24 protein-coding genes are annotated in these 25623 nt (G+C 68.7%); 22 read left to right on the forward strand and 2 right to left on the reverse strand.

Going from position 1 to position 25623, the window contains the following annotated elements; translation table 11 throughout:
* Positions 1-269: 269 nt before the first annotated feature.
* From thrB to LRD69_RS22770, 20 genes are all read left to right on the forward strand, one after another.
* Positions 270-1187 (forward strand): homoserine kinase, encoded by a 918-nt coding sequence (thrB, locus tag LRD69_RS22675; RefSeq protein WP_277328375.1) that lies wholly within the window; start codon positions 270-272, stop codon positions 1185-1187.
* 384 nt (positions 1188-1571) lie between these two features.
* Positions 1572-3575: a transcription termination factor Rho gene (rho, locus tag LRD69_RS22680; protein WP_277328376.1), complete on the forward strand. Its 2004-nt coding sequence runs from the start codon at positions 1572-1574 to the stop codon at positions 3573-3575.
* A gap of 346 nt (positions 3576-3921) precedes the next feature.
* Positions 3922-5028 carry an LCP family protein gene (locus LRD69_RS22685; RefSeq protein WP_277328377.1) on the forward strand — a complete coding sequence of 369 codons (1107 nt, stop codon included), beginning with the start codon at positions 3922-3924 and terminating at the stop codon, positions 5026-5028.
* A gap of 357 nt (positions 5029-5385) precedes the next feature.
* Complete coding sequence (gene rpmE / locus LRD69_RS22690; RefSeq protein WP_019764351.1) at positions 5386-5610, forward strand: 50S ribosomal protein L31; 225 nt, start codon at positions 5386-5388, stop codon at positions 5608-5610.
* A gap of 186 nt (positions 5611-5796) precedes the next feature.
* Entirely contained in the window at positions 5797-6873 is a 1077-nt protein-coding gene (gene prfA / locus LRD69_RS22695; RefSeq protein WP_277328378.1) for a peptide chain release factor 1, read from the forward strand.
* Between the two features lie 42 nt (positions 6874-6915).
* Positions 6916-7761, forward strand: a complete 846-nt coding sequence (gene prmC, locus LRD69_RS22700) for a peptide chain release factor N(5)-glutamine methyltransferase (RefSeq protein WP_277328379.1) — start codon at positions 6916-6918, stop codon at positions 7759-7761.
* A gap of 58 nt (positions 7762-7819) precedes the next feature.
* Positions 7820-8467 (forward strand): L-threonylcarbamoyladenylate synthase, encoded by a 648-nt coding sequence (locus LRD69_RS22705; protein ID WP_277328380.1) that lies wholly within the window; start codon positions 7820-7822, stop codon positions 8465-8467.
* A complete protein-coding gene (locus LRD69_RS22710; RefSeq protein ID WP_277328381.1) occupies positions 8464-9105 on the forward strand; it encodes a protein-tyrosine-phosphatase in 642 nt (213 codons plus the stop codon). Before LRD69_RS22705 ends, LRD69_RS22710 begins: the two co-directional genes overlap by 4 nt.
* 88 nt (positions 9106-9193) lie before the next feature.
* The gene (gene glyA / locus LRD69_RS22715; protein WP_277328382.1) at positions 9194-10459 is read left to right on the forward strand and encodes a serine hydroxymethyltransferase; all 1266 of its coding nucleotides are present in this window, start codon (positions 9194-9196) and stop codon (positions 10457-10459) included.
* A gap of 92 nt (positions 10460-10551) precedes the next feature.
* A complete protein-coding gene (locus tag LRD69_RS22720) occupies positions 10552-11931 on the forward strand; it encodes an MraY family glycosyltransferase (protein ID WP_277328383.1) in 1380 nt (459 codons plus the stop codon).
* A gap of 261 nt (positions 11932-12192) precedes the next feature.
* Positions 12193-12630, forward strand: coding sequence for a hypothetical protein (locus tag LRD69_RS22725; protein ID WP_277328384.1), 438 nt, complete (start codon positions 12193-12195; stop codon positions 12628-12630).
* 189 nt (positions 12631-12819) lie between these two features.
* On the forward strand, positions 12820-13677 hold the full coding sequence (atpB, locus tag LRD69_RS22730) for a F0F1 ATP synthase subunit A (RefSeq protein ID WP_277328385.1): 858 nt from the start codon (positions 12820-12822) through the stop codon (positions 13675-13677).
* A gap of 74 nt (positions 13678-13751) precedes the next feature.
* Positions 13752-13982 carry an ATP synthase F0 subunit C gene (atpE, locus tag LRD69_RS22735; protein ID WP_024884520.1) on the forward strand — a complete coding sequence of 77 codons (231 nt, stop codon included), beginning with the start codon at positions 13752-13754 and terminating at the stop codon, positions 13980-13982.
* A gap of 42 nt (positions 13983-14024) precedes the next feature.
* Positions 14025-14570, forward strand: a complete 546-nt coding sequence (locus LRD69_RS22740) for a F0F1 ATP synthase subunit B (protein WP_277328386.1) — start codon at positions 14025-14027, stop codon at positions 14568-14570.
* Positions 14567-15382, forward strand: a complete 816-nt coding sequence (locus LRD69_RS22745; RefSeq protein ID WP_277328387.1) for a F0F1 ATP synthase subunit delta — start codon at positions 14567-14569, stop codon at positions 15380-15382. The genes LRD69_RS22740 and LRD69_RS22745 overlap by 4 nt, the downstream gene beginning before the upstream one ends.
* Before the next feature lie 132 nt (positions 15383-15514).
* A complete protein-coding gene (gene atpA, locus LRD69_RS22750; RefSeq protein ID WP_277328388.1) occupies positions 15515-17086 on the forward strand; it encodes a F0F1 ATP synthase subunit alpha in 1572 nt (523 codons plus the stop codon).
* Positions 17087-17089: 3 nt separating this feature from the next.
* Positions 17090-18004, forward strand: a complete 915-nt coding sequence (locus tag LRD69_RS22755; protein ID WP_277328389.1) for a F0F1 ATP synthase subunit gamma — start codon at positions 17090-17092, stop codon at positions 18002-18004.
* A complete protein-coding gene (atpD, locus tag LRD69_RS22760) occupies positions 18004-19446 on the forward strand; it encodes a F0F1 ATP synthase subunit beta (protein ID WP_277328390.1) in 1443 nt (480 codons plus the stop codon). Before LRD69_RS22755 ends, atpD begins: the two co-directional genes overlap by 1 nt.
* 110 nt (positions 19447-19556) lie before the next feature.
* Positions 19557-19931: a F0F1 ATP synthase subunit epsilon gene (locus tag LRD69_RS22765; protein WP_277328391.1), complete on the forward strand. Its 375-nt coding sequence runs from the start codon at positions 19557-19559 to the stop codon at positions 19929-19931.
* A 143-nt stretch (positions 19932-20074) separates the two neighbouring features.
* Entirely contained in the window at positions 20075-20521 is a 447-nt protein-coding gene (locus LRD69_RS22770) for a DUF2550 domain-containing protein (protein ID WP_277328392.1), read from the forward strand.
* 130 nt (positions 20522-20651) lie between these two features.
* On the opposite strand, the gene LRD69_RS22775 is transcribed toward LRD69_RS22770, so the two are convergent.
* Both LRD69_RS22775 and LRD69_RS22780 read right to left on the reverse strand, forming a co-directional pair.
* Positions 20652-22523, reverse strand: coding sequence for a glycoside hydrolase family 18 chitinase (locus tag LRD69_RS22775; protein WP_277328393.1), 1872 nt, complete (start codon positions 22521-22523; stop codon positions 20652-20654).
* 763 nt (positions 22524-23286) lie between these two features.
* The gene (locus LRD69_RS22780; protein ID WP_277328394.1) at positions 23287-23859 is read right to left on the reverse strand and encodes a cob(I)yrinic acid a,c-diamide adenosyltransferase; all 573 of its coding nucleotides are present in this window, start codon (positions 23857-23859) and stop codon (positions 23287-23289) included.
* 291 nt (positions 23860-24150) lie between these two features.
* Here LRD69_RS22780 and LRD69_RS22785 point away from each other — a divergent pair, with 291 nt between their 5' ends.
* Both LRD69_RS22785 and LRD69_RS22790 read left to right on the forward strand, forming a co-directional pair.
* A complete protein-coding gene (locus LRD69_RS22785; protein WP_277328395.1) occupies positions 24151-24999 on the forward strand; it encodes a 3-hydroxyacyl-CoA dehydrogenase family protein in 849 nt (282 codons plus the stop codon).
* A gap of 225 nt (positions 25000-25224) precedes the next feature.
* A complete protein-coding gene (locus tag LRD69_RS22790; protein ID WP_030916001.1) occupies positions 25225-25548 on the forward strand; it encodes an STAS domain-containing protein in 324 nt (107 codons plus the stop codon).
* Positions 25549-25623 lie beyond the last annotated feature (75 nt).

The raw sequence follows: 25623 nt of genomic DNA on the forward strand, positions 1-25623 counted from the left end.
GGGTGGAGAGCGCATGGGAGGTGCGCGACACGCATCGTGCGCCTCCCGTGCGCCCTATGTCGACACAGAACCTTCCTTCGATAAGCTGTACTCAACCCGCCCCGCCGCACCTGCCGCGGTGGTGAGGCCGTGGCCATCGGGTTCTCCACCGGCGTGCGACATATCCACCGCCACACCCCCTGCGCCACTCCAGTACGGGCACCACCCTTCCCCGCAGAAATCCCCGCAGCAACAGCCCCCACTGCCTCATAAGGAGAGTCGTCGAAGCGATGGCCGGTCCCGCCTTCCGAGCCGCCGCCGTCCGGGTGCGCGTCCCCGCTACCAGCGCCAACCTGGGCCCGGGCTTCGACGCCCTCGGCCTGTCGCTGGGGCTCTACGACGACGTCGTCGTCCGCGTCGCCGACTCCGGGCTGCACATCGACATCGCCGGCGAGGGCGCGGACACGCTGCCCCGCGACGAGAGCCACCTCCTCGTACGCTCCCTGCGCTCGGCCTTCGACCTGCTCGGCGGACAGCCGCGCGGTCTCGAGATCGTCTGCGCCAACCGCATCCCGCACGGGCGCGGCCTCGGCTCCTCCTCCGCCGCCATCTGCGCCGGCATCGTCGCGGCCCGCGCCGTCACGACCGGCGGCGACGCCCGGCTCGACGATGCGGCGCTGCTGGAGCTCGCGACCGAGATCGAGGGCCACCCCGACAATGTCGCGGCGTGCCTGCTCGGCGGCTTCACGCTGGCCTGGATGGACGGCGCGTCCGCACGCGCGATCAAGATGGATCCCTCCGATTCCATCGTTCCGGTGGTTTTCGTCCCGGGCAAACCGGTGCTCACCGAGACTGCCCGTGGACTGCTGCCGCGCACCGTCCCGCATGTCGACGCCGCCTTCAACGCCGGACGCGCCGGGCTTCTCGTCGAGGCGATGACCCGGCGCCCCGAGCTGCTGCTCGCCGCCACCGAGGACCGGCTGCACCAGGAATACCGGGCCCCCGCGATGCCCGAGAGCGTGGAACTCGTGAACCGACTGCGCGCCGACGGCGTCCCTGCAGTCATCTCCGGTGCCGGGCCGACCGTGCTCGCGCTGGCCGAGGACGGTGCGGCCGACAAGGTCGCACGGCTGGCGGGCGAGGGCTGGGCGGCCAATCGGCTCACTCTCGACGCCGCGGGCGCGAGCGTTCTGCCGCTCGCCCCGTAGCGAGAAGTGATTGCCGGTGAGTGAGAGGGGGAATGTTTGTTGGACCCGGTAGTGTTAACCTCAAGTCTGCAACCGACGTCTAATTGGCGCGTTGCTTCGTGTCCCTTTCAGGGGCCACCATTTCTTCCGAGAGCCTCCCCAACTGCCTGAGCAGCCTGCCTGAGCAGTTTCGAGCACGCTCCGGAACCGGCACGACACCCCTCGCTCGTCCAGGAGTGGGCCGAGCAGGGGGATGCTCGCGTCGGACCCTTGCACATTCATTTCTCCGCCGTACCCGGCGGACCACCGCCCCGGCACGGTCCGCAAGATCAAAAGACCGCAGTCGGACAGCACAACCGGTCGCCGAGCCAGAAGGCCGACGTCCGCTCCAGGGAAGGACCCTTCGTGAGCGACACCACCGATCTGATGGGCGTGACTGCCGACAAGAGTGTCGACAGCGCCGCGCCCGCCGAAGGTGCTGCCACTGGCACCACCGCACGGCGCCGCCGCTCCGGCACCGGCCTCGATGGCATGGTCCTGGCCGAGCTGCAGCAGGTCGCGTCCGGCCTCGGCATCAAGGGCACTGCGCGGATGCGCAAGGGCCAGCTGATCGAGGTCATCAAGGAGGCGCAGGCCGGCAGCGGCGCGCCCAAGGCCGCCGCAGCGCCCGCCGCCGCGGACGCCGAGACCAAGCCGAAGCGCCGCACCACCTCCAAGGCGCGCACCGGGGACGAGTCCGCCGCCGCGCCCGCCGAGAAGGCCACGGCTCAGCAGCAGATCGACATCCCCGGCCAGCCGGCCAGCGACGACCAGCCCACGGGTGAGCGTCGCCGGCGCCGTGCGACCGCGCAGGCGGGCAGCCCGGACGTCAAGTCGGAGACCAAGGCCGAGGCCAAGGTGGAGACGCAGGCCGAGCCGAAGAGCGACGACCGCGCCGAAGCGAAGGCCGAAGCCGCCGTGGACACCGCCGAGGGCCGTCGGGGCGACCGCGGCCAGCGAGGCGACCGCGGTGAGCGCGGCGACCGTCGTGACCGTCAGCGCGACCGCCGCGGCAAGGGCGACGAGCAGGGCGGCGGCCAGAGCCAGCAGGGCGGCCAGCGCCAGCAGCGCCAGGGCCAGGGCCAGCAGGGTGGCGGCGGCCCGCAGGACGACGGCTACGACGACGAGGCAGGCGGTCGTCGCGGTCGCCGCGGCCGCTACCGCGACCGCCGTGGCCGCCGTGGCCGCGACGACTTCGCGAGCGACGCACCGCCGGTCTCCGACGATGACGTCCTGATCCCCGTCGCGGGCATCCTGGACATCCTCGACAACTACGCGTTCATCCGGACCTCCGGTTACCTGCCGGGCCCGAACGACGTGTACGTCTCGCTCGCCCAGGTCCGCAAGAACGGCCTGCGCAAGGGTGACCACGTCACGGGTGCGGTCCGTCAGCCCAAGGACGGCGAGCGCCGCGAGAAGTTCAACGCGCTGGTGCGCCTCGACTCGGTCAACGGCATGGCGCCCGAAAGCGGCCGCGGCCGCCCGGAGTTCCAGAAGCTGACCCCGCTCTACCCGCAGGACCGGCTCCGCCTGGAGACCGACTCCAACGTCCTGACGACGCGGATCATCGACCTGGTCGCGCCGATCGGCAAGGGCCAGCGAGGCCTGATCGTGGCCCCGCCGAAGACCGGCAAGACCATGATCCTGCAGGCGATCGCCAACGCGATCACCGTCAACAGCCCCGAGTGCCATCTGATGGTCGTTCTCGTCGACGAGCGTCCGGAAGAGGTCACCGACATGCAGCGGTCGGTGAAGGGCGAGGTCATCTCCTCGACCTTCGACCGTCCCGCAGAGGACCACACCACCGTCGCCGAGCTGGCCATCGAGCGCGCCAAGCGTCTCGTCGAGCTGGGTCACGACGTGGTCGTCCTGCTGGACTCGATCACCCGCCTCGGCCGCGCGTACAACCTCGCGGCCCCGGCATCGGGCCGCATCCTGTCCGGTGGTGTCGACTCGACCGCGCTGTACCCGCCGAAGCGCTTCTTCGGTGCCGCGCGCAACATCGAGGACGGCGGTTCGCTGACCATCCTGGCCACCGCGCTCGTCGAGACCGGCTCGCGCATGGACGAGGTGATCTTCGAGGAGTTCAAGGGCACCGGCAACATGGAGCTCAAGCTCGACCGGAAGCTCTCGGACAAGCGCATCTTCCCGGCGGTGGACGTCGACGCGTCCAGCACCCGTAAGGAAGAAATCCTGCTCGGCAGCGACGAGTTGGCCATCGTCTGGAAGCTGCGCCGGGTGCTGCACGCGCTCGACCAGCAGCAGGCGATCGAGCTGCTCCTGGACCGGATGAAGAAGACCCAGTCCAACGCGGAGTTCCTGCTCCAGATCCAGAAGACGACGCCCGCCCCGGGCAACGGCAACGACTGACGTCGTACCGCTCGGACAGTCGTCACAGGGCCGGCCCCGTCACTTCGGTGACGGGGCCGGCCCTTTTCCGGTCCTTCTCCGCCCGGCCCGAGACCTTTGCCACACGGCGACCGCGGCGCCGTCCGCCCCGGCGATGCCTGTATCGGGCAAGAAACCGCAGGTGAGCGAGGTGTGACCGGTGGTTCCCGGTCGCCATGTGCGGCGTTCGCCCTCATCTCGTCACGACATGTCGCTGTGCAACCCTTCTTCGAGTCCCCACGTCGTACAAAGTGTCGGCAAAGCGATAAAACCAGTGCCCGCACCACTGCAGGGGGTAGCCGGGAGCAGGCGAGGAGCGAGGAGACGGATGACCGGGCGGAGTGCGAACAGCAGCGGCCGAATACGGGGCACCGGCAAGCGCCGGAAGCAGCAGTCCCGCCGTCGCAGGGCGGCGGTCGTGGCCGCCTGGACCCTGGCGGGTGCGGTCGTCGTGGGCGGTACGGGGCTGGGTTACGCGTATGCCAAGCTCAACGGCAATCTCAAGGCCGTCGACATCAACGCCGCGCTCGGCAAGAACCGCCCGGCCGACGTCGACAACGGCTCGCAGGACATCCTCGTCCTCGGCTCCGACTCGCGCTCCGGCGCGAACGCGGAGTACGGCGCGGACGAAGGCACCGCCCGGTCGGACACCGCGATGGTCGTCCACCTCAACAAGGGCCACCGGACGGCGAGTGTCGTCTCCATCCCGCGCGACACCCTCGTGACCCGCCCGGACTGCACGAGCGACACCAGCGGGGAGGCCGTCGCGGGCGAGCAGCGCGCGATGTTCAACACCGCGTACGAGGTCGGCGGGCCGGCCTGCGCCGTCAAGACCGTCGAATCGATGTCCGGTATCCGCATGGACCACTACGTCGAGGTCGACTTCACCGGCTTCAAGCAGCTCATCGACGAGCTGGGTGGTGTCGGGATCACCACCACCGAGGCGATCGATGACTCCCACAGCCATCTGCATCTGCAGCCCGGTACCCACACGCTCGACGGCGAGCAGTCGCTCGGCCTGGTCCGTACCCGCAAGAGTGTCGGCGACGGCAGTGACCTCGGCCGTATCCAGCTTCAGCAGGCCTTCATCAAGGCGCTGATGGAACAGGCCAGGAGCGTCGGGGTGTTCTCGAACCCGAAGACGCTGTTCGATCTCGCGGACACGGCGACGAAGGCCCTCACCACCGACTCCGACCTGGGCTCGGTCAAGAAGCTGACGGGCTTCGCCAACGGCCTCAAGGGCCTGGGAGCGAGGAACGTCAGCATGGTGACGCTGCCCGTGCAGTACGATCCGGCCGACCCGAACCGCGTCGTGCCGCTGGAGGAGTCCGCCAAGCAGGTGTGGAGCGCGCTCGAGCAGGACAGGCCGATCCCCGCCTCCGCCACCGCGAAGTCGGCGGGCGACAAGGGCGATGCCGGCAAGGTCGTGCGCTGAGGGCAGTCCCGTCATCCCCGGTGGACCGGGGCGCGGCGTCGGATGCGGTGCACCGTACGGCGGAGGAGCTTCCCCATATGGGGCGTATCAGGGCGTCCGTCAATGCGGCGAGGTGCCGCCGCTGTCGTCGTGCGCCCGCCAGGGATGACGGACGGCCCCCAGTACGGTGGTCCGGCCGGGAGGGAACGATTCCGGACGTCCGGGAATAAACGATTCCGGACGTCCGGGAATAGTTGCGGCCCGACCCCGGTTTTGGGAGATACGGCCGGTCCTGGCAGACTGGTACGTCGGCCCCGGTTCACGGATGCGCAAATCCGCGCGTACGACCCGGCGCCCTCCCGAACCTAGGAGACACCCTTGAAGCGCGACATCCACCCCGAGTACGTCGAGACGCAGGTCAGCTGCACCTGTGGCGCGTCGTTCACCACCCGGTCCACCATCGACGGCGGCACCATCCGCGCCGACGTGTGCTCCGAGTGCCACCCGTTCTACACGGGCAAGCAGAAGATCCTCGACACCGGTGGCCGCGTGGCCCGCTTCGAGGCCCGCTTCGGCAAGGCTGCAGGCTCCGCCAGCAAGTAGCGAGCCCTTGCGCCGGTTCCTGGCGTCCTCTTCCCGGGGGCGCCAGGACCGGCGTTTTTTTTCCGGCCGGGGGTACGGGGCCGTCCCCGTCCCCCCGCCCGGACAGCCCCACGTCGTCCAGCAGGCACGTCGAGTCACTTCCCCGAGCTCTCACGAGCAGGGGACACCCCACCCCAGGAGCCACCGATGTTCGAGGCGGTCGAGGAACTGATCGGCGAACAAGCCGATCTTGAGAAGAAGCTCGCGGATCCCGCGGTCCACGCCGACCAGGCCAACGCGCGCAAGCTCAACAAGCGCTACGCCGAGCTGACCCCGATCGTCGGTACGTACCGCTCCTGGAAGCAGACCGGGGACGACATCGAGACCGCGCGCGAGCTCGCGGCGGACGACCCGGACTTCGCCGCCGAGGTCAAGGAGCTGGAGAAGCAGCGCGAGGAGCTCACCGAGAAGCTCCGCCTCCTGCTGGTCCCGCGCGACCCCAGTGACGACAAGGACGTGCTTCTGGAGATCAAGGCGGGCGCGGGCGGCGACGAGTCCGCCCTGTTCGCCGGTGACCTGCTGCGGATGTATCTGCGGTACGCCGAGCGCGTCGGCTGGAAGACCGAGATCATCGACTCCACCGAGTCCGAGCTCGGCGGTTACAAGGACGTCCAGGTCGCAGTGAAGACCAAGGGCGGCAACGGCGCCACCGAGCCCGGCCAGGGCGTGTGGGCCCGGATGAAGTACGAGGGCGGCGTGCACCGCGTGCAGCGGGTGCCGTCCACCGAGTCCCAGGGGCGTATCCACACCTCCGCCGCCGGTGTCCTCGTCACGCCCGAGGCGGAGGAGGTCGACGTCGAGATCCACGCCAACGATCTCCGTATCGACGTCTACCGCTCCTCGGGCCCCGGCGGCCAGTCCGTCAACACCACGGACTCCGCCGTCCGCATCACGCACCTGCCGACCGGTGTCGTCGCCTCCTGCCAGAACGAGAAGAGCCAGCTCCAGAACAAGGAGCAGGCCATGCGTATCCTGCGGTCGCGACTGCTGGCAGCGGCCCAGGAGGCGGCCGAGCAGGAAGCCTCGGACGTCCGCCGGAGCCAGGTGCGCACCGTCGACCGTTCCGAGAAGATCCGTACGTACAACTTCCCGGAAAACCGGATCTCGGACCACCGCGTCGGATTCAAGGCGTACAACTTGGACCAGGTGCTCGACGGGGACCTGGACTCGGTCATCCAGGCCTGTGTCGACGCCGACTCCGCCGCCAAGCTCGCTGCCGCATGAGCCCCACCCCGCCCCGCCCGTGAACCCGTACGGAGAACCGCGATGAACCTGCTGCTCGCCGAGGTGGCCCAGGCCACCCAGCGGCTGGCCGACGCCGGTGTGCCCTCACCGCGATTCGACGCCGAGGAACTCGCCGCGTTCGTGCACGGCGTCAAGCGGGGCGAGCTGCACCGGGTGCCCGACGCGGACTTCGACGCCCGGTACTGGGAGGCGGTCGCCCGCCGCGAGGCCCGCGAACCGCTCCAGCACATCACCGGCCGCGCCTTCTTCCGCTATCTGGAGCTCCAGGTCGGTCCCGGCGTCTTCGTCCCCCGCCCGGAGACCGAGTCGGTCGTCGGCTGGGCGATAGACGCCGTCCGTGCGATGGACGTGGTCGAGCCGCTGATCGTCGACCTCTGCGCGGGTTCGGGTGCCATCGCCCTCGCCATGGCCCAGGAGGTGCCGCGCTCGCGCGTGCACGCCGTGGAGCTGTCCGAGGAGGCCCTCACCTGGACGCGGAAGAACGCCGAGGGGTCCAGGGTCACCGTGCACCGGGGAGACGCCCTGACGGCCCTTCCCGAGCTCGACGGCCAGGTCGACCTGGTCATCTCCAACCCGCCGTACATCCCGCTCACCGAGTGGGAGTACGTGGCCCCCGAGGCCCGTGACCACGACCCGGAGATGGCGCTCTTCTCCGGCGAGGACGGCCTGGACACCATCCGCGGGATCGAGCGCACCGCGCACCGCCTGCTGCGCCCCGGCGGCCTCGTGGTCGTCGAGCACGCCGACACCCAGGGCGGCCAGGTGCCGTGGATCTTCACCGAGGAGCGGGGCTGGGCTGACGCGGCCGACCACCCCGACCTGAACGGGCGCCCCCGGTTCGCCACGGCCCGCAAGGCCATGCCGTGACCGGTGCCCCGCACCACCCGTACCCGCCCTACACGTACACGCTTGAGGAGGCCGGCTGATGGCACGGCGATACGACTGCAACGACGCGACCGACCGTACGACGGGTCTGCGTGAAGCCGCGTCCGCCGTCCGCCGCGGCGAACTGGTCGTGCTGCCCACCGACACCGTGTACGGGATCGGTGCGGACGCCTTCGGCGCCGAGGCCGTCGCCGACCTGCTCGACGCCAAGGGCCGCGGCCGCAACATGCCGACCCCTGTCCTGATCGGCTCCCCGAACACCCTGCACGGCCTCGTCACGGACTTCTCCGAGCAGGCCTGGGAGCTCGTCGACGCCTTCTGGCCCGGGGCCCTCACGCTCGTCGCCAAGCACCAGCCCTCGCTGCAGTGGGACCTCGGCGACACCCGCGGCACCGTCGCCATCCGGATGCCGCTGCACCCGGTCGCCATCGAGCTGCTCACCGAGGTCGGCCCGATGGCCGTCTCCAGTGCCAACCTCACCGGACACCCGTCCCCCGAGGACTGCGACGCCGCCCAGGAGATGCTCGGCGACTCCGTCTCCGTGTACCTCGACGGGGGCCCGACGCCCGGCATCGTGCCGTCCTCCATCGTCGACGTCACCGGCAAGGTGCCCGTACTGCTGCGCGCCGGTGCGCTTTCCGTCGAGGAACTCCGCAAGGTGGTACCCGACCTCGAGGTGGCCAATTGACCGCCCCTGAGGGGCGTGGCATAGCGGGGCAGGCCGACACTTTCCGCATCCTCCACGTCAGCACCGGCAACGTCTGCCGCTCGCCGATCACCGAGCGGCTGACCCGCCATGCCCTCGTGGACCGCCTCGGCGACCCGCTCAGCGGCGGCCTGATCGTGGAGAGTGCCGGCACCTGGGGGCACGAAGGCGCCCCGATGGAGGCCAACGCCGAGATCGTCCTCGCGGACTTCGGCGCCGACGCCTCCGGCTTCGTCGGCCGCGAACTGCTCGACGAACACGTGATCCGCGCCGACCTGGTCCTCACCGCCACCCGCGACCACCGCGCCCAGGTGATCTCGATGGGTCACTCGGCCGGCCTGAGGACCTTCACCCTGAAGGAATTCACCCGGCTGGTCCGCGCCATAGACCCCGCGACCCTGCCCGATCCGCGCGACGAGGGTGTCGTCGAACGTGCCCGCGCGCTGGTCCGCGCCGCGGCCGCGCTGCGCGGCTGGCTGCTGGCACCCACGGCCGAGGCCGACGAGGTGTACGACCCGTACGGCGCCCCGATCACGTTCTTCCGCTCCATCGGCGACGAGATCAACCAGGCCCTCGACCCGGTGGTCACCGCACTGACGGGTGTACCGGCGCCGCACTGACGCATCGGGGCAGCGGGCGGCCGCGCGGGTACCGGCCTACATTGGATGCGACGCCACGCACTCCCCTCCCGAGGCCCGGAGCCGTCCGATGTCGGTCACCACCCCCGCCGCACCCACCTCCGCCCCCGTCACCGCCCTGCCGCAGGACTTCGGCGCCCTCGTCCGGCAGGACCCGGAGATCGCCGATGTGCTGCTGGGGGAGCTGTACCGGCAGTCGAGCACACTGCAGCTGATCGCCGCCGAGAACTTCACCTCGCCCGCGGTCCTCGCCGCCCTCGGCTCTCCGCTCGCCAACAAGTACGCCGAGGGCTATCCCGGCGCCCGCCACCACGGCGGCTGCGAGCTGGCCGACGCCGCCGAACTCATCGCCGTCCAGCGTGCCACCGCCCTCTTCGGCGCCGAGCACGCCAACGTCCAGTCGCACTCCGGCTCCTCGGCCGTCCTCGCGGCGTACGCGGCGCTGCTGCGGCCCGGCGACACGGTCCTCGCGATGGGGCTCCCGTACGGCGGACACCTCACCCATGGCTCGCCCGCCAACTTCTCCGGACGCTGGTTCGAGTTCGTCGGCTACGGGGTCGACTCCGACAGCGGCCTGATCGACTACGAGCAGGTGCGCACCCTGGCCCGGGCCCATCGCCCCAAGGCGATCGTCAGCGGCTCGATCTCGTACCCCCGCCACCCCGACTACGAGGCGTTCCGCGAGATCGCCGACGAGGTCGGTGCGTATCTGATCGCCGACGCCGCGCATCCGATGGGGCTGATCGCCGGGGGAGCGGCGCCCAGTCCCGTCCCGTACGCCGACGTGGTGTGCGCCACCACGCACAAGGTGCTGCGCGGGCCGCGCGGCGGGATGATCCTGTGCGGCGCGGAGCTGGCCGAGCGGATCGACCGGGCGGTCTTCCCGTTCACCCAGGGCGGCGCGCAGATGCACACGGTCGCGGCCAAGGCGGTGGCATTCGGCGAGGCGGCCACACCGGCCTTCGCGTCGTACGCCCATCGGGTGGTGACGCACGCGCGGGTGCTGGCGGCCGGTCTGGAGGCCGAGGGGTTCGACGTGACCACCGGCGGCACGGACACCCATCTGATCGTCGCGGACCCGGCGCCGCTCGGTGTCGACGGCCGTACCGCCCGCGAGCGGCTCGCGGCGGCGGGCGTCGTGCTGGACACCTGCGCCCTGCCGTACGGCGACGCCCGGGGCATCAGGCTCGGCACCGCCGCCGTCACCACCCAGGGCATGGACGAGGCCGACATGGCACGGATCGCGGTGCTCTTCGGCGCGGCCGTACGTGAGGAAGGTGACGTCCACACCGAGGTGAAGGAACTGTCAGGGAAATATCCTCCCTATCCGGGGTAGACGCGGCCTGTGCAACCTTCACCGGTACCTGTGTGTCCTCAACCATGAGGCCGACGTGGTTAAGGTGTGGGCTGAGATGGCCGGCGAAATCTGTGGGGCAGCCCGTGCGTGATTACTTGTTGACACTGTGTGTCACAGCCGCGGTGACCTATCTGCTGACCGGTCCGGTGCGGAAGTTCGCCATCGCGGTCGGAGCGATGCCCGCGATCCGGGCGCGTGACGTCCACCGCGAACCGACACCGAGACTCGGTGGCATCGCGATGTTTGGCGGGCTGTGCGCGGGACTGATCGTCGCCGACCACCTGTACAACCTCGACGGCGTCTTCCAGCTCTCCAACGAACCCCGGGCGCTGCTCTCCGGCGCCGCCCTGATCTGGCTGATCGGCGTCCTCGACGACAAGTTCGAGATCGACGCGCTGATCAAGCTCGGCGGGCAGATGATCGCCGCCGCGGTCATGGTCATCCAGGGTCTGACGATCCTGTGGCTGCCCATCCCCGGCATCGGCACGGTCGCCCTCACCCAGTGGCAGGGCACGCTGCTCACCGTCGCGCTCGTCGTCATCACGATCAACGCGGTCAACTTCGTCGACGGTCTGGACGGCCTGGCGGCCGGCATGGTGTGCATCGCCGCCGCCGCGTCCTTCCTCTACACGTACCGGCTCTGGTACGGGCACATGATCGAGGCGGCCGCCCCCGCGACGCTGTTCACCGCGATCCTGATGGGCATGTGTCTCGGCTTCCTGCCGCACAACATGCACCCCGCCCGGATCTTCATGGGCGACTCCGGATCGATGCTGATCGGTCTGGTGCTGGCGGCCGGTGCGATTTCCGTCACGGGGCAGGTCGACCCCGACGCGATGAAGCTCTTCGCGGGCAGTGAGCGCGAGGCCACCCACGCGATGCTGCCGGTGTTCATCCCGCTGCTGCTGCCGCTGACCATCATCGCGATCCCGGCCGCCGACCTGGTGCTGGCGATCGTGCGGCGTACGTGGAACGGCCAGTCGCCGTTCGCGGCGGACCGCGGCCATCTGCACCACCGGCTGCTGGAGATCGGCCATTCGCACAGCAGAGCCGTGCTGATCATGTACTTCTGGTCGGCCCTGATCGCCTTCGGGACGGTCGGCTACTCCGTGCACTCGGCGTCGCTGTGGATCGTGCTGGTGATCGTCGGGCTCAGCGCGGTGGGTCTGATCCTGCTGCTGATGCCCCGCTTCACCCCGCGTGCACCGCGCTGGGCGGAACGCTTCGTTCCGCCCCGGTACCGCCGCCGGAACCGTCGCGCAGCGGCCCCCGCGGCGGCGCACGGGGCCCAACAGGAGCAGGAGTCCCGGGAAACCCGGATGGACCAGGACATGGACGATCCCCACGACCGGGCTCCGGTCGTCGTCGGGGTCTCGGGCGTCAATGGAGCGACCGCGATCGGCCCCCGTTCGCGTTTCCCGAACAGGCACAAGGCTGATTCAGCCCGCTGACAATTCGGGCATCACCGGCCATATCAGACAGGGTGCCGCGTTGTCTTGCTCACACGCGCGGGTTCACACTCATGTGTGACGGCGACCACACTTTCTTGGTAAAGACCTCATCAAATAGTTTGTGATACCGTTCACTAAGCCCGGTGACGGAGCCGAAGGACCCAAGTGAGACGGTCCATCGGCCCGAGGTATCGCCCCGGACCGGGCCTACGCTCGTCCATGACGACACACTGCCCACCCCCTGCAAGCGGAGCTGCCGCCATGCCGTCCAACGACGTCCGGACTCTCCTTCACGCCGCCGTACCCACCGCTGTCGCCGGCGCTGTTGCCGCCGCCATCAGCGGTGGCGTCGCCGGCGGCAAGGGTGCCCTGGGCGCGGTCGTTGCGACGATCGTGGTGATCCTCTTCATGGGGATCGGCCTCGTGGTCCTGCAACGGACCGCGAAGTCCCTGCCCCACTTGTTCCAGGCGATGGGGCTGATGCTGTATACGGCTCAGCTCCTGCTGCTGTTCATCTTTGTCGCCGCATTCAAGAACACGACGCTGTTCAACCCGAAGGCCTTCGCGATCACACTGGTCGCGACGACACTCGTGTGGATCGGCGCACAGGCGCGTGCGCACATGAAGGCCAAGATCCTTTACGTCGAACCCGAGTCCGAACAGGGTGACAAGCCCAAGAACACGGGCTCGAAGACGTGAAAGGTAGGGGCGGAATAAGTGCACGTTCGGGACCCTGCTATCGTCCGGTTCCAACTGCGGCACTGCGGGCGCGGGCATGAGAGCTGACGCCTGCTCGATCGCGAGGCTCAATGCCTGACTGCCGCTCACACATCCGTAACACCAGTCCAGTGCCGAACCGCGGCTGCGCGCCGCGCCGACACAACGAGGATGCCGTACCTATGCGCCACGCTGAAGGAGCCCGCGGTGAGTGCTGACCCGACACAGGTGCTCGCCTTCGAGACCGATTGCCACATCTTCGACGGTTGTGGTTTCCCGGCACCCGGCTTGCACTCGTTCCTGTTCGAGCCCCTGTGGGGTGAAGCGGGCAGCAACTTGTACTTCAACAAGCCGATGCTGCTGGCTCTGCTCGGCTCGATCATCATCGTCGGTTTCTTCTGGGCCGCCTTCCGTAAGCCGAAGGTCGTCCCGGGCAAGCTGCAGATGGTCGCCGAGGCCGGCTACGACTTCATCCGCCGCGGCATCGTCTACGAGACGATCGGCAAGCGCGAGGGCGAGAAGTACGTCCCGCTCGTGGTCTCGCTGTTCTTCTTCGTCTGGATGATGAACCTCTGGTCGATCATCCCCGTCGCCCAGTTCCCCGTGACGGCGATCATCGCGTACCCGGCCGTGCTGGCGGTGATCGTCTACGTCCTGTGGGTGAGCCTGACCTTCAAGCGCCACGGTTTCGTCGGTGCCTTCAAGAACTTCACCGGGTACGACAAGTCGCTCGGCCCGGTGCTGCCGCTGGCCATGACCATCGAGTTCTTCTCGAACCTGCTGGTCCGGCCGTTCACCCACGCGGTGCGACTCTTCGCGAACATGTTTGCAGGCCACACCCTGCTGCTGCTGTTCACGATCGCCAGCTGGTATCTGCTCAACGGCATCGGTATCGCCTATGCCGGCGTGTCCTTCGTGATGACCATCGTGATGACCGCCTTCGAGCTCTTCATCCAGGCGCTTCAGGCGTACGTCTTCGTACTGCTGACCTGCACCTACATCCAGGGCGCGCTCGCCAAGCACCACTGAGCATCTCGCGCTCCGACCCTTATTCGTCCGGTGGCCAACCCCCACCGGTCCGTGAAAGAGAAGGAAGAACTGGCATGTCCCAGACCCTTGCTGCCGTCAGCGGCTCCCTCGGCTCCATCGGTTACGGCCTCGCCGCCATCGGCCCCGGCGTCGGCGTCGGCATCATCTTCGGTAACGGCACCCAGGCTCTCGCCCGTCAGCCCGAGGCTGCGGGTCTCATCCGCGCCAACCAGATCCTCGGCTTCGCCTTCTGTGAGGCGCTCGCCCTCATCGGTCTGGTCATGCCGTTCGTCTACGGCAAGTGATCTTCGGATCCACGACCAGCCACTCAGACGAAAGGCACTGATGTGAGCCAGCTGCTTACGGTCGCGGCCGAGGAGATGGAGAATCCCCTCGTCCCGCCGATTCCCGAGCTCGTCATCGGCCTCATCGCCTTCCTCATCGTCTTCGGCTTCCTCGCCAAGAAGCTCCTCCCGAACATCAACAAGGTTCTGGACGAGCGTCGCGAGGCCATCGAAGGCGGTATCGAAAAGGCCGATGCGGCCCAGACCGAGGCCCAGAGCGTTCTTGAGCAGTACAAGGCTCAGCTCGCCGAGGCCCGCCACGAGGCCGCGCGCCTGCGCCAGGAGGCTCAGGAGCAGGGCGCCGTGATCCTGCAGGAGATGCGGGCCGAAGGCCAGCGGCAGCGCGAGGAGATCATCGCTGCCGGTCACGCCCAGATCGAGGCCGACCGCAAGGCCGCGGCTTCCGCGCTGCGTCAGGACGTGGGCAAGCTCGCCACCGACCTGGCCGGCAAGCTCGTCGGCGAGTCCCTCGAGGACCACGCCCGGCAGAGCGGCACCATCGACCGTTTCCTCGACGAGCTCGAGGCGAAGGCCGAGGCCGTCCGATGAACGGCGCGAGCCGCGAGGCACTGGCTGCCGCACGTGAGCGTCTCGACGCGCTGACCGACAGCACGTCGGTCGACGTGGCGAAGCTCGCCGAGGAGCTGGCCGCCGTCACGGCGCTGCTCCAGCGCGAGGTCTCACTGCGCCGGGTCCTGACCGACCCGTCGCAGGCCGCAGAGGCCAAGGCGGAGCTGGCGGGACGGCTGCTGCGCGGTCAGGTGGGCGGCGAGACCGTCGACCTGATCTCCGGCATGGTCCGCTCCCGCTGGTCGCAGTCGCGCGACCTGGTCGACGCGGTCGAGGAACTGGCGAACATCGCAGACCTCACCGCTGCCCAGCGCAGCGGAGACCTCGACGACGTCGAGGACGAGCTGTTCCGGTTCGGCCGGATCGTCGCGTCCGACAACGAGCTGCGCGCCGCGCTCACCAGCCGGTCCGCGTCCACCGCTGCCAAGGGCCAGCTGCTGCGCAGCCTGCTCGGCGGCAAGGCGCGGCCCGCCACCGAGCGCGTCGTCGTGCGGCTTGTGACCCAGCCCCGGGGACGTAGCCTGGAAGCGGGACTCGAGTCCCTCTCCAAGCTTGCCGCGGAGCGCCGGGACCGCATGGTCGCCGTGGTCACGTCGGCAGTGCCGCTGAGCGATCAGCAGAAGCAGCGCCTCGGTGCCGCACTGGCGAAGATCTACGGTCGGCCGATGCACCTGAATCTCGATGTGGACCCGACGGTCCTCGGCGGGATCGCGGTGCGCGTCGGTGACGAGCAGATCAACGGCACCATCGCGGAGCGCCTCGACGAGGCGACCCGTCGCATGGCCGGCTGACAAGCGCAGCAACAGAACAAGCAAGACCAGCGGCCCGGTTGGGCCGTGCAGAAATTGCAGAAGATTCCTGGGGGTCGGCCCCCAGACCCCCTTAAGAAACTTCGGGCCCAACAAGGAGAGCAGGGAACCCAGATGGCGGAGCTCACGATCCGGCCGGAGGAGATCCGGGACGCGCTGGAGAACTTTGTCCAGTCGTACAAGCCGGACGCGGCCTCGCGCGAGGAGGTCGGTACGGTCAGCGTTGCCGGCGACGGCATCGCGAAGGTCGAGGGTCTTCCCTCGGCCATGGCGAACGAGCTGCTGAAGTTCGAGGACGGAACCCTCGGTCTCGCCCTCAACCTCGAGGAGCGCGAGATCGGTGCGATCGTGCTCGGCGAGTTCAGCGGAATCGAGGAGGGCCAGCCGGTGCAGCGCACCGGTGAGGTGCTCTCCGTCGGTGTCGGCGAGGGCTACCTCGGCCGCGTCGTCGACCCGCTCGGCAACCCGATCGACGGTCTCGGCGAGATCGCGACCGACAGCCGCCGCGCCCTCGAGCTGCAGGCCCCTGGCGTCATGGTCCGTAAGTCGGTGCACGAGCCGATGCAGACCGGCTACAAGGCCGTCGACGCCATGGTGCCGATCGGCCGCGGCCAGCGTCAGCTGATCATTGGTGACCGTCAGACGGGTAAGACCGCTCTGGCCGTCGACACGATCATCAACCAGCGCGACAACTGGCGCTCGGGCGACGTGAACAAGCAGGTGCGCTGCATCTACGTCGCCATCGGTCAGAAGGGCTCCACCATCGCCTCCGTGCGCGGTGCCCTCGAAGAGGCCGGCGCGCTCGAGTACACGACCATCGTCGCCGCCCCGGCGTCCGACCCGGCCGGCTTCAAGTACCTGGCGCCGTACACCGGTTCGGCCATCGGTCAGCACTGGATGTACCAGGGCAAGCACGTCCTGATCATCTTCGACGACCTCTCGAAGCAGGCCGACGCCTACCGCGCCGTGTCGCTTCTGCTGCGCCGTCCGCCGGGCCGTGAGGCCTACCCGGGCGACGTCTTCTACCTCCACTCGCGTCTGCTGGAGCGCTGCGCGAAGCTCTCCGACGACATGGGTGCCGGTTCGATGACGGGCCTCCCGATCGTCGAGACCAAGGCGAACGACGTGTCGGCGTTCATCCCGACCAACGTCATCTCCATCACCGACGGTCAGTGCTTCCTGGAGTCCGACCTGTTCAACGCCGGCCAGCGTCCGGCTCTGAACGTCGGTATCTCGGTCTCCCGTGTCGGTGGCTCCGCCCAGCACAAGGCCATGAAGCAGGTCTCGGGCCGACTCCGCGTCGACCTCGCCCAGTACCGCGAGCTGGAGGCGTTCGCCGCCTTCGGTTCCGACCTGGACGCCGCGTCGAAGGCCTCGCTGGAGCGCGGTAAGCGCATGGTCGAGCTGTTGAAGCAGAGCCAGTACCAGCCGATGCCCGTCGAGGAGCAGGTCGTCTCCGTCTGGGCCGGTACCACCGGCAAGATGGACGACGTCCCGGTCGAGGACATCCGCCGCTTCGAGAGCGAGCTGCTGGAGTACCTGCGCCGCGAGCGCAAGGAGCTCCTGACCAGCATCGTCGAGGGCGGCAAGATGTCGGACGACACGCTGCAGTCGATCGCTGACGCCATCACGGCCTTCAAGCAGCAGTTCGAGACCTCGGACGGCAAGCTCCTGGGCGAGGGCTGATCGATGGGCGCTCAGCTTCGCGTTTACAAGCGCCGCATTCGCTCCGTCACCGCCACGAAGAAGATCACCAAGGCGATGGAGATGATCGCCGCTTCGCGCATCGTCAAGGCGCAGCGCCAGGTGGCGGCGTCGACGCCGTACGCGACCGAGCTCACCCGTGCGGTGACCGCGGTGGCGACCGGCTCCACCACCAAGCACCCGCTGACCACCGAGGCCGACGCTCCGGCGCGGGCCGCGATCCTGCTCGTCACGAGCGACCGCGGTCTGGCCGGCGGTTACTCCTCCAACGCCATCAAGGCGGCGGAGCGACTGACCGAGCGTCTGCGCGGTGAGGGCAAGGAGGTCGTCACGTATGTGATCGGCCGCAAGGGTGTCGCCTACTACGGCTTCCGTGAGCGCAAGATCGCGGACTCGTGGACCGGCTTCACCGACAGCCCGACGTATGCGGATGCGAAGCGGGCTGCGGCCCCGCTGATCGAAGCGGTCACCCAGGAGACCGCCGAGGGCGGCGTGGACGAGCTGCACATCGTCTTCACGGAGTTCGTGTCGATGATGACGCAGAACCCGGTGGACGACCGGATGCTGCCGCTCAGCCTCGACACGACGAAGGGCGAAGAGGGCAAGGGCGAGATCCTGCCGCTCTTCGACTTCGAGCCGTCGGCGGAGGACGTCCTCGACGCCCTGCTTCCGCGGTACGTCGAGAGCCGGATCTACAACGCACTGCTGCAGGCCGCTGCTTCCGAGCACGCTGCCCGTCGCCGCGCGATGAAGTCGGCCACCGACAACGCCGGAGAGCTCATCAAGAGCCTCTCCCGGCTTGCCAACGCGGCCCGCCAGGCCGAAATCACCCAGGAAATCAGCGAGATCGTCGGTGGTGCCAGTGCGCTGGCCGACGCGACCGCGGGGAGTGACAAGTAATGACGACCACAGTTGAGACGGCCGTTGCCACGGGCCGCGTCGCCCGGGTCATCGGCCCGGTCGTCGACGTGGAGTTCCCCGTCGACGCAATGCCGGAGATCTACAACGCGCTGACCGTCCAGGTGGCCGACCCGGCCGAGGACGGCAAGCTCAAGAAGCTGACGCTCGAGGTCGCCCAGCACCTCGGCGACGGCCTGGTCCGCGCGATCTCGATGCAGCCCACCGACGGTCTGGTCCGCCAGGCCCCGGTGACCGACACGGGCGCCGGTATCACGGTGCCGGTCGGCGAGATGACCAAGGGCAAGGTGTTCAACACCCTCGGTGAGATCCTGAACAAGCCCGAGGCCGAGGCCGAGGTCACCGAGCGCTGGCCGATCCACCGCAAGGCGCCCAGCTTCGACCAGCTCGAGTCGAAGACCGAGATGTTCGAGACCGGCGTCAAGGTCATCGACCTTCTCACCCCGTACGTCAAGGGTGGAAAGATCGGTCTGTTCGGTGGTGCCGGTGTCGGCAAGACCGTTCTGATCCAGGAAATGATCTACCGCGTGGCCAACAACCACGATGGTGTGTCGGTGTTCGCCGGTGTCGGCGAGCGCACCCGTGAGGGCAACGACCTCATCGAGGAAATGGCCGACTCGGGCGTCATCGACAAGACGGCGCTTGTCTTCGGCCAGATGGACGAGCCCCCGGGCACCCGTCTTCGGGTCGCGCTTGCCGGTCTGACCATGGCGGAGTACTTCCGCGATGTGCAGAAGCAGGACGTGCTCTTCTTCATCGACAACATCTTCCGGTACACCCAGGCCGGCTCCGAGGTCTCCACGCTGCTCGGCCGTATGCCGTCCGCAGTGGGTTACCAGCCGAACCTGGCCGACGAGATGGGTCTGCTGCAGGAGCGCATCACGTCGACCCGCGGTCACTCGATCACCTCGATGCAGGCGATCTACGTCCCCGCGGACGACCTGACCGACCCGGCCCCGGCCACCACCTTCGCCCACCTCGACGCGACGACGGTTCTCTCCCGTCCGATCTCCGAGAAGGGCATCTACCCGGCCGTGGACCCGCTGGACTCCACGTCCCGGATCCTGGACCCGCGTTACATCGCGGAGGACCACTACGCGACGGCCATGCGTGTCAAGGGGATCCTCCAGAAGTACAAGGATCTCCAGGACATCATCGCGATCCTCGGTATCGACGAGCTGGGCGAGGAGGACAAGCTCGTTGTCCACCGTGCCCGTCGTGTCGAGCGCTTCCTGTCGCAGAACACCCACGTCGCCAAGCAGTTCACCGGCGTGGACGGTTCGGACGTTCCGCTCGAGGAGTCGATCGCCGCGTTCAACTCGATCTGCGACGGTGAGTACGACCACTTCCCGGAGCAGGCGTTCTTCATGTGCGGTGGCATCGAGGACCTCAAGGCCAACGCCAAGGAGCTCGGCGTCTCCTGAGCCCATGGCTCACCGAGGGGGGCGGGTGCGTCCCGTCCCCCTCACCACGCCCCGTAGAATTGACCCAACACCCGGCATGAACGGCCGGGTGGTGACCCGAGGAGCCACCCTTGGCTGCTGAGCTGCACGTCGAGCTGGTCGCCGCGGACCGCAGTGTCTGGTCCGGCGAGGCCACCCTGGTCGTCGCGCGCACCACGTCCGGCGACATCGGCGTCATGCCCGGTCACCAGCCGCTTCTGGGTGTGCTGGAATCGGGCCCGGTGACGATCCGTACGAGCGACGGCGGGACCGTGGTCGCCGCTGTGCACGGCGGTTTCATCTCGTTCGCGGACGACAAGCTCTCGCTGCTCGCGGAGATCGCGGAGCTGGCGGACGAGATCGATGTCCAGCGCGCCGAGCGTGCGCTGGAGCGTGCGAAGTCGGACACGGACGCTGCTTCCGAGCGGCGCGCCGAAGTGCGACTCCGTGCGGTGGCGGTGCATTAAGCACCCCGCCGAGTGTCTTTACCCTCAGCCGCGGCCCGAGCTGGAATTCTCCAGACCGTGCCGCGGCTGAGGCGATGCAGGTGCAGTTGCAGGTGCAGTCCTGAAGGTATCCGTTACTCGACGATGCGAGGAGGTCGGTGGAGATGGTCCTCGCTTTGTGGGTGTGCGGCCTGGTCGTCGTGCTGGTCGCGGTGGGTCTCTTCGTCTTCGGCCTGCGCCGACGGCTGATCCAGCGTTCCGGCGGCACGTTCGACTGCAGTGTGCGGTGGAATGTGTCGGACGAGCCCGATGTCTCGGGCAAGGGCTGGGTGTACGGCGTCGCCCGCTACAGCGGCGACCGCATCGACTGGTTCCGGGTCTTCTCGTACGCTCCCCGGCCCCGCCGGGTTCTCGAGCGTTCCGCCATCGAGGTGGTCGCCCGCCGGCTGCCCGAGGGCGAGGAGGAGCTGGCGCTGCTCTCCGACGCCATCGTGCTCGGCTGTCTCCACCGGGGGACGCGTCTGGAGCTGGCGATGAGCGAGGACGCGCTGACCGGCTTTCTCGCCTGGCTCGAGGCGGCTCCGCCCGGCCAGAGAGTGAACGTGGCCTGAGGCCCGTACCGTACGGGCCCGATCAGGGGCACCCGTACGGACACGACGAAAACCGGGGAGACAGGGGGCGGACCTGTCTCCCCGGCTGCTGTGCGGGGTCACGCGCTGAACGGAACGGGGACCGCGGTGACTACCTCAGACCGCTGTCGATCGCGCTGACGAGTTCACCGTTGCTGGTGTCCCCGCTGAACTCCCAGAAGAACGCGCCCTTGAGGCCCTGGTTCTTCGCGTACGTCATTTTCCCGGCGATGGTGGCCGGGGTGTCGTAGCTCCACCAGTTGCTGCCGCACTTGGCGTAGGCGGTGCCGGCGATGGTTCCGGTGGACGGGCAGCTGGTCTTGAGGATCTTGTAGTCCTCGATGCCCTGCTCGTACTTGCCGGGGGCGGGACCGGTCGCGGTGCCGCCCGGGGTGGCCTGGGTGACGCCGGTCCAGCCGCGCCCGTAGAAGCCGATGCCGATGTTCAGCTTGCTGCCCGCGATGCCCTTGCCCTTGAGCTTGGTGATCGCGGCGTCGGTGTTGAAGCCTTCCTGCGGGATACCGCTGTACGAGGTGAGCGGGGAGTGCGGAGCGGTCGGGCCGTCCGCGTCGAAGGCGCCGAAGAAGTCGTACGACATCACGTTGTACCAGTCGACGTATTGCGCCGCGCCCGCGTAGTCGGCCGCGTCGATCTTGCCGCCCGACGAGGCGTCGGCGGTGATGGCCGCGGTGACCAGGTTGGAGCTGCCGAACCTCGTCCGCAGTGCGGAGACCACGTTCTTGAAGGCCGAGGCGCCGCTGCTGTCACAGGACAGACCGCAGGCGTTGGGGTACTCCCAGTCGATGTCGATGCCGTCGAAGACATCGGCCCAGCGCGGGTCCTCGACCAGGTTGTAGCAGGAGTTGGCGAAGGCGGTGGGGTTCTGCGCAGCCGCACCGAAGCCGCCGGACCAGGTCCAGCCGCCGAAGGACCAGATGACCTTGAGGCCCGGGTGCTTGGCCTTGAGCTCGCGCAGCTGGTTGATGCTGCCGGCCACCGGCTGGTCCCAGGTGTCGGCGACGCCGCTCACGCTGGAGGCCGCGTCATAGGTCTTCTGGTAGTCGGCGTAGGCGTCGCCGATCGCGCACTGGCCGTTGGTGACGTTACCGAAGGCGTAGTTGATGTGCGTGATCTTGGCGGCGCTGCCGCTGGTCTCCAGGTTCTTGACGTGGTAGTTGCGGTCGTAGACGCCCCAGTTGGTGAAGTAACCGAGCTTGACCTTGCTGCCGGGGTCGGGGTTTGTGCCGCCGCCCGTGGTGTGGACGGACACCGAGCCGCTGGCCGGGCCCGTCTGGTCGGCGGTGTCACGCGCCTGGATCGTGTACGAGTAGTCGCTGCCGGCGGTCAGCCCGCTGTCGGTGTAGGTCAGGCCGGTGACCGTGGCGACCTTGCTGCCGTTGCGCAGCACGTCGTAGTTCTTGATGCCGTTGTCGTCGGTGGCAGCCGACCAGGTGAGCTTCGCACCGGTGTCGGTGATGTTGCTCGCGGTCGGAGTGCCGGGTGCGGAGGGCGCGTTGTCGCCGGGAACGCTGCCGCCGTCACAGGAGGCGCCGTTCAGCTTGCAGCCGCTGGGGGCGCCGGGGCCGGCGCCGTTGAAGCCGAAGCTGACGCTGGCGCCGGGGGCGACCGTACCGTTCCAGCCGACGTTCTTGGCGGTCCAGTGGGTGCCGGAGCTGGTGACGGTGGCGTCCCAGGCGGAGGTGACCGATGTGCCGGAGGGGAAGTCCCACTCGATGGTCCAGGAGCTGAGGGAGGTGGTACCGGTGTTCTTCACCGTCCACTGGCCCTCGAAGCCGGTGCCCCAGTCGGACTTCTTGACGTAGGTGGCGGTGGCCGACGTGGCGGCCTCGGCGGGTGAGGCCAGTCCGACCATTGCGGCGAGGGGGAGCAGCAGCGCGGTGAGGCCTGCCATCGCTCGGGTACGGGTGGTGGTGGCCACGCCGAATCTGAATCTGGATCGGCGTTGGGGGGTTTCGGTGGTCAACGGTGCTCCTCGGGTGAGGTCCGGACAAACGGGGGGTGGTCCGTGGACTGCAAACCCTGCGCCGCCCTGAGCCCGCTTTGTCATGGCGAGCTCACCGCAGTGTGTTCGGTGAGGTTAGGAAGGTCTGGACCAATCGTCAAGAGGTCTGGACCAAAGATCGGAAGTAAACCTCGAATGCCCAACTCCTGTGCGAGCAATGCCGCTTGGGTCCGGTCGCGCAGCCAGAACCTTCGCTGCGGCCGTCTGACGTGCGTCGTCCGCACGCCGAAGAGGTACTCGCCCGGATCGCAGGCGATGGAAGAACCGGAACGGGGACGGGCCCTCCGGCCGCATCCGCCGTGTCGCCGACACCCTTGCCGGTGCGGGCGCCTGAACAACCATCAGCGCGGGAAGCGGGTTCAGTTCATGGGCGGGCCGCATCGTCGCCGCGCCGTCCGCCGCCTCTCTGTAGGGCAGTTCGGCCCGTAGCCGCCGGATCGCCGAGGTGCGGCACGGGTCGTCCGCGCGGGACGGGAGACGGCGCGGCGGGTGACCGCCGTGGCGATCGCGCCGGTGGCGCTGCAGACGGCGGTCCGGTGCGGCGGCGGCGGGGAGCCCGCTTCGCCGGCGGCCCGGCGACGGAGGACGGTGCGGGGGGTCGCCGCAGATGTGATCACGGCGGGAGCGGCAGGCTCTTCCTGGAACGGGCACCTCGCCGGACGGGCCGGGCGCCGTCAGTCGCGGCCGGCCCGGCGGTGGCCCCGACCGCCGGGCCGGCGCGAGCTCACCGCTCGCCGCCCGGCACCCACAGCACGTCGCCGACCTCCTTGTTCGCCGTCCTCGCAAGGATGAACAGCAGATCGGAGAGGCGGTTGAGATACGTCGCCGTCAGCGCGTTCATCACGTCGCCGTGCACCTCCAGCGCCGCCCAGGTGGACCGCTCGGCCCGCCTGACCACCGTGCACGCCTGGTGCAGCAGCGCGGCCCCCGGCGTACCGCCCGGCAGGATGAAGCTCCGCAGCTTCTCCAGCTGCTCCAGGAAGTGGTCGCAGTCCGCCTCGAGTCGGTCGACGTAGTGCTGTTCGACCCGCAGCGGCGGGTACTTCGGGTTCTCGACGACCGGAGTCGACAGATCCGCACCCACGTCGAACAGGTCGTTCTGCACGCGCACGAGGACCTTCACGACCTCCTCCGGCAGCTGCCCGAGTGCGATCGCCGTACCGATGACGGCATTGGCCTCATTGGTGTCGGCGTACGCCGAGATCCGCAGATCGGTCTTGGCGGTGCGGCTCATGTCGCCGAGGGCGGTGGTGCCCTGGTCGCCGGTACGGGTGTAGATACGCGTCAGATTGACCATGTGGCCGAGACTATCGGGGGCGGTTCGGTCTCCGGCGGTCCGGAGCGCGCGTGTGCCGGTGCTCACGCGGTCCCGAGCGGTCGGGCGCTCAACTGCGCGCGGAGCGCCGCCGCATGACGCGTCCCGATGTGATGTCCGTCATGTGAGACGTGACGCGCATCTCTTCGCGGCCACAGCGTGCCTCACGGGTACTAATGTCCGCCGGAGAGCATGTGAACAACTGTTAAGGGATCGTCCGGGGAGCCGTCACGGACGACGGCCGTCGAGGACTGACACAAAAGGGGTGCGAACGTGGCCAGGAAGCTCGCCGTCATCGGCGCCGGACTCATGGGGTCCGGTATCGCGCAGGTCTCTGCCCAGGCGGGCTGGGACGTCGTGCTGCGCGATGTGACCGACGAGGCCCTGACCCGTGGGCGCGACGGCATCAAGGCCTCCTACGACAAGTTCGTCTCCAAGGGGAAGCTGGAGGCGGCCGACGCCGAAGCCGCGCTCGCCCGGATCACCACGACCACCGACCTCGACGCGGTCGCCGACGCGGATGTCGTCGTCGAGGCCGTTTTCGAGAAGCTCGAGGTCAAGCACGAGATCTTCCGCGCCCTCGACAAGATCGTGCGGGACGACACCGTCCTCGCTTCGAACACCTCCGCCATCCCGATCACCAAGATCGCGGCCGTCACGGAGCGCCCGGAGCGCGTCGTCGGTGTGCACTTCTTCTCGCCGGTCCCGATGATGCAGCTCTGCGAGCTGGTGCGCGGCTACAAGACGAGCGACGAAACCCTTGCCACCGCACGGGAGTTCGCCGAATCGGTCGGCAAGACCTGCATCGTCGTCAACCGGGACGTCGCCGGGTTCGTCACCACCCGGCTGATCTCGGCGCTCGTCGTCGAGGCCGCCAAGCTGTACGAGTCGGGCGTCGCCTCGGCCGAGGACATCGACATCGCCTGCAAGCTCGGTTTCGGCCATGCCATGGGTCCCCTCGCGACGGCGGACCTCACCGGCGTGGACATCCTGCTGCACGCCACGTCCAACATCTACACCGAGTCGCAGGACGAGAAGTTTGCCGCACCCGAGCTGATGCGCCGGATGGTCGATGCAGGTGACATCGGGCGCAAGAGCGGGCAGGGCTTCTATACCTACTGATCGTTTCCGGTCCCCGGGCGCCTGATCTGCCGTCGATCACGCCCGGGGCGGCCGGGGGTCACGCCCCGGCGGCGGTGGGCGTGCAGCGGGCCGTTGTCACTCCACGGAGTGAATTAGATATCGGTTCGCTCACAGACGGAAACCTCCCTGTCGTTGCCGCAGTCAGTTGTGGCAGAGACAGAAACAGACAGACGACCGTCCATGGAGCATTCCAGGGGAGCAGCTATGCACATCAGGGGCGACCATGCCGAGCTGGTCGTCGGGGGCCGCCTCGACGTCCGCAGCGCGGCGGACGCCCGTACGGTCCTGCACTCGGCCCTGGACGACGGGGTCGGCGACCTCATCCTCGACCTGACCGAGCTGGACTCCTGGGACGCCACCGGACTCGGTGTCATCATGGGTGCGCACCGGCGGGCCGGCCGGGCCGGACGACGGCTGGTGCTCCGCGGTGTACCGCCGCAGATGCAGCGCCTGCTGGTGGCAACGCGACTGCACCGCATCCTGGCCATCGAGGGCGGAATCGCCGCAGACTCCCTGCCGCGGGTGTAGAGCCTTCCCTTCGGTTCGAGCCGGGTGCACGAACACACACAATCCCCACCGGATCGTGATGTCCCGGGCGGCGCG

Origin of the sequence: Streptomyces sp. JH14, assembly GCF_029428675.1 — a bacterium.
In the GTDB taxonomy this organism is placed as follows: domain Bacteria; phylum Actinomycetota; class Actinomycetes; order Streptomycetales; family Streptomycetaceae; genus Streptomyces.

Coding starts and splice junctions, on each gene's coding strand:
- LRD69_RS22770 (WP_277328392.1), top strand. CDS start 20,075: ATGGTCCTCGCTTTGTGGGTGTGCGGCCTGGTCGTCGTGCTGGTCGCG.
- atpA (WP_277328388.1), top strand. CDS start 15,515: ATGGCGGAGCTCACGATCCGGCCGGAGGAGATCCGGGACGCGCTGGAG.
- LRD69_RS22755 (WP_277328389.1), top strand. CDS start 17,090: ATGGGCGCTCAGCTTCGCGTTTACAAGCGCCGCATTCGCTCCGTCACC.
- LRD69_RS22725 (WP_277328384.1), top strand. CDS start 12,193: ATGCCGTCCAACGACGTCCGGACTCTCCTTCACGCCGCCGTACCCACC.
- LRD69_RS22790 (WP_030916001.1), top strand. CDS start 25,225: ATGCACATCAGGGGCGACCATGCCGAGCTGGTCGTCGGGGGCCGCCTC.
- thrB (WP_277328375.1), top strand. CDS start 270: ATGGCCGGTCCCGCCTTCCGAGCCGCCGCCGTCCGGGTGCGCGTCCCC.
- glyA (WP_277328382.1), top strand. CDS start 9,194: ATGTCGGTCACCACCCCCGCCGCACCCACCTCCGCCCCCGTCACCGCC.
- LRD69_RS22745 (WP_277328387.1), top strand. CDS start 14,567: ATGAACGGCGCGAGCCGCGAGGCACTGGCTGCCGCACGTGAGCGTCTC.
- LRD69_RS22685 (WP_277328377.1), top strand. CDS start 3,922: ATGACCGGGCGGAGTGCGAACAGCAGCGGCCGAATACGGGGCACCGGC.
- LRD69_RS22780 (WP_277328394.1), bottom strand. CDS start 23,859: ATGGTCAATCTGACGCGTATCTACACCCGTACCGGCGACCAGGGCACC.
- atpE (WP_024884520.1), top strand. CDS start 13,752: ATGTCCCAGACCCTTGCTGCCGTCAGCGGCTCCCTCGGCTCCATCGGT.
- prfA (WP_277328378.1), top strand. CDS start 5,797: ATGTTCGAGGCGGTCGAGGAACTGATCGGCGAACAAGCCGATCTTGAG.
- atpB (WP_277328385.1), top strand. CDS start 12,820: ATGCCGTACCTATGCGCCACGCTGAAGGAGCCCGCGGTGAGTGCTGAC.
- prmC (WP_277328379.1), top strand. CDS start 6,916: ATGAACCTGCTGCTCGCCGAGGTGGCCCAGGCCACCCAGCGGCTGGCC.
- LRD69_RS22705 (WP_277328380.1), top strand. CDS start 7,820: ATGGCACGGCGATACGACTGCAACGACGCGACCGACCGTACGACGGGT.
- atpD (WP_277328390.1), top strand. CDS start 18,004: ATGACGACCACAGTTGAGACGGCCGTTGCCACGGGCCGCGTCGCCCGG.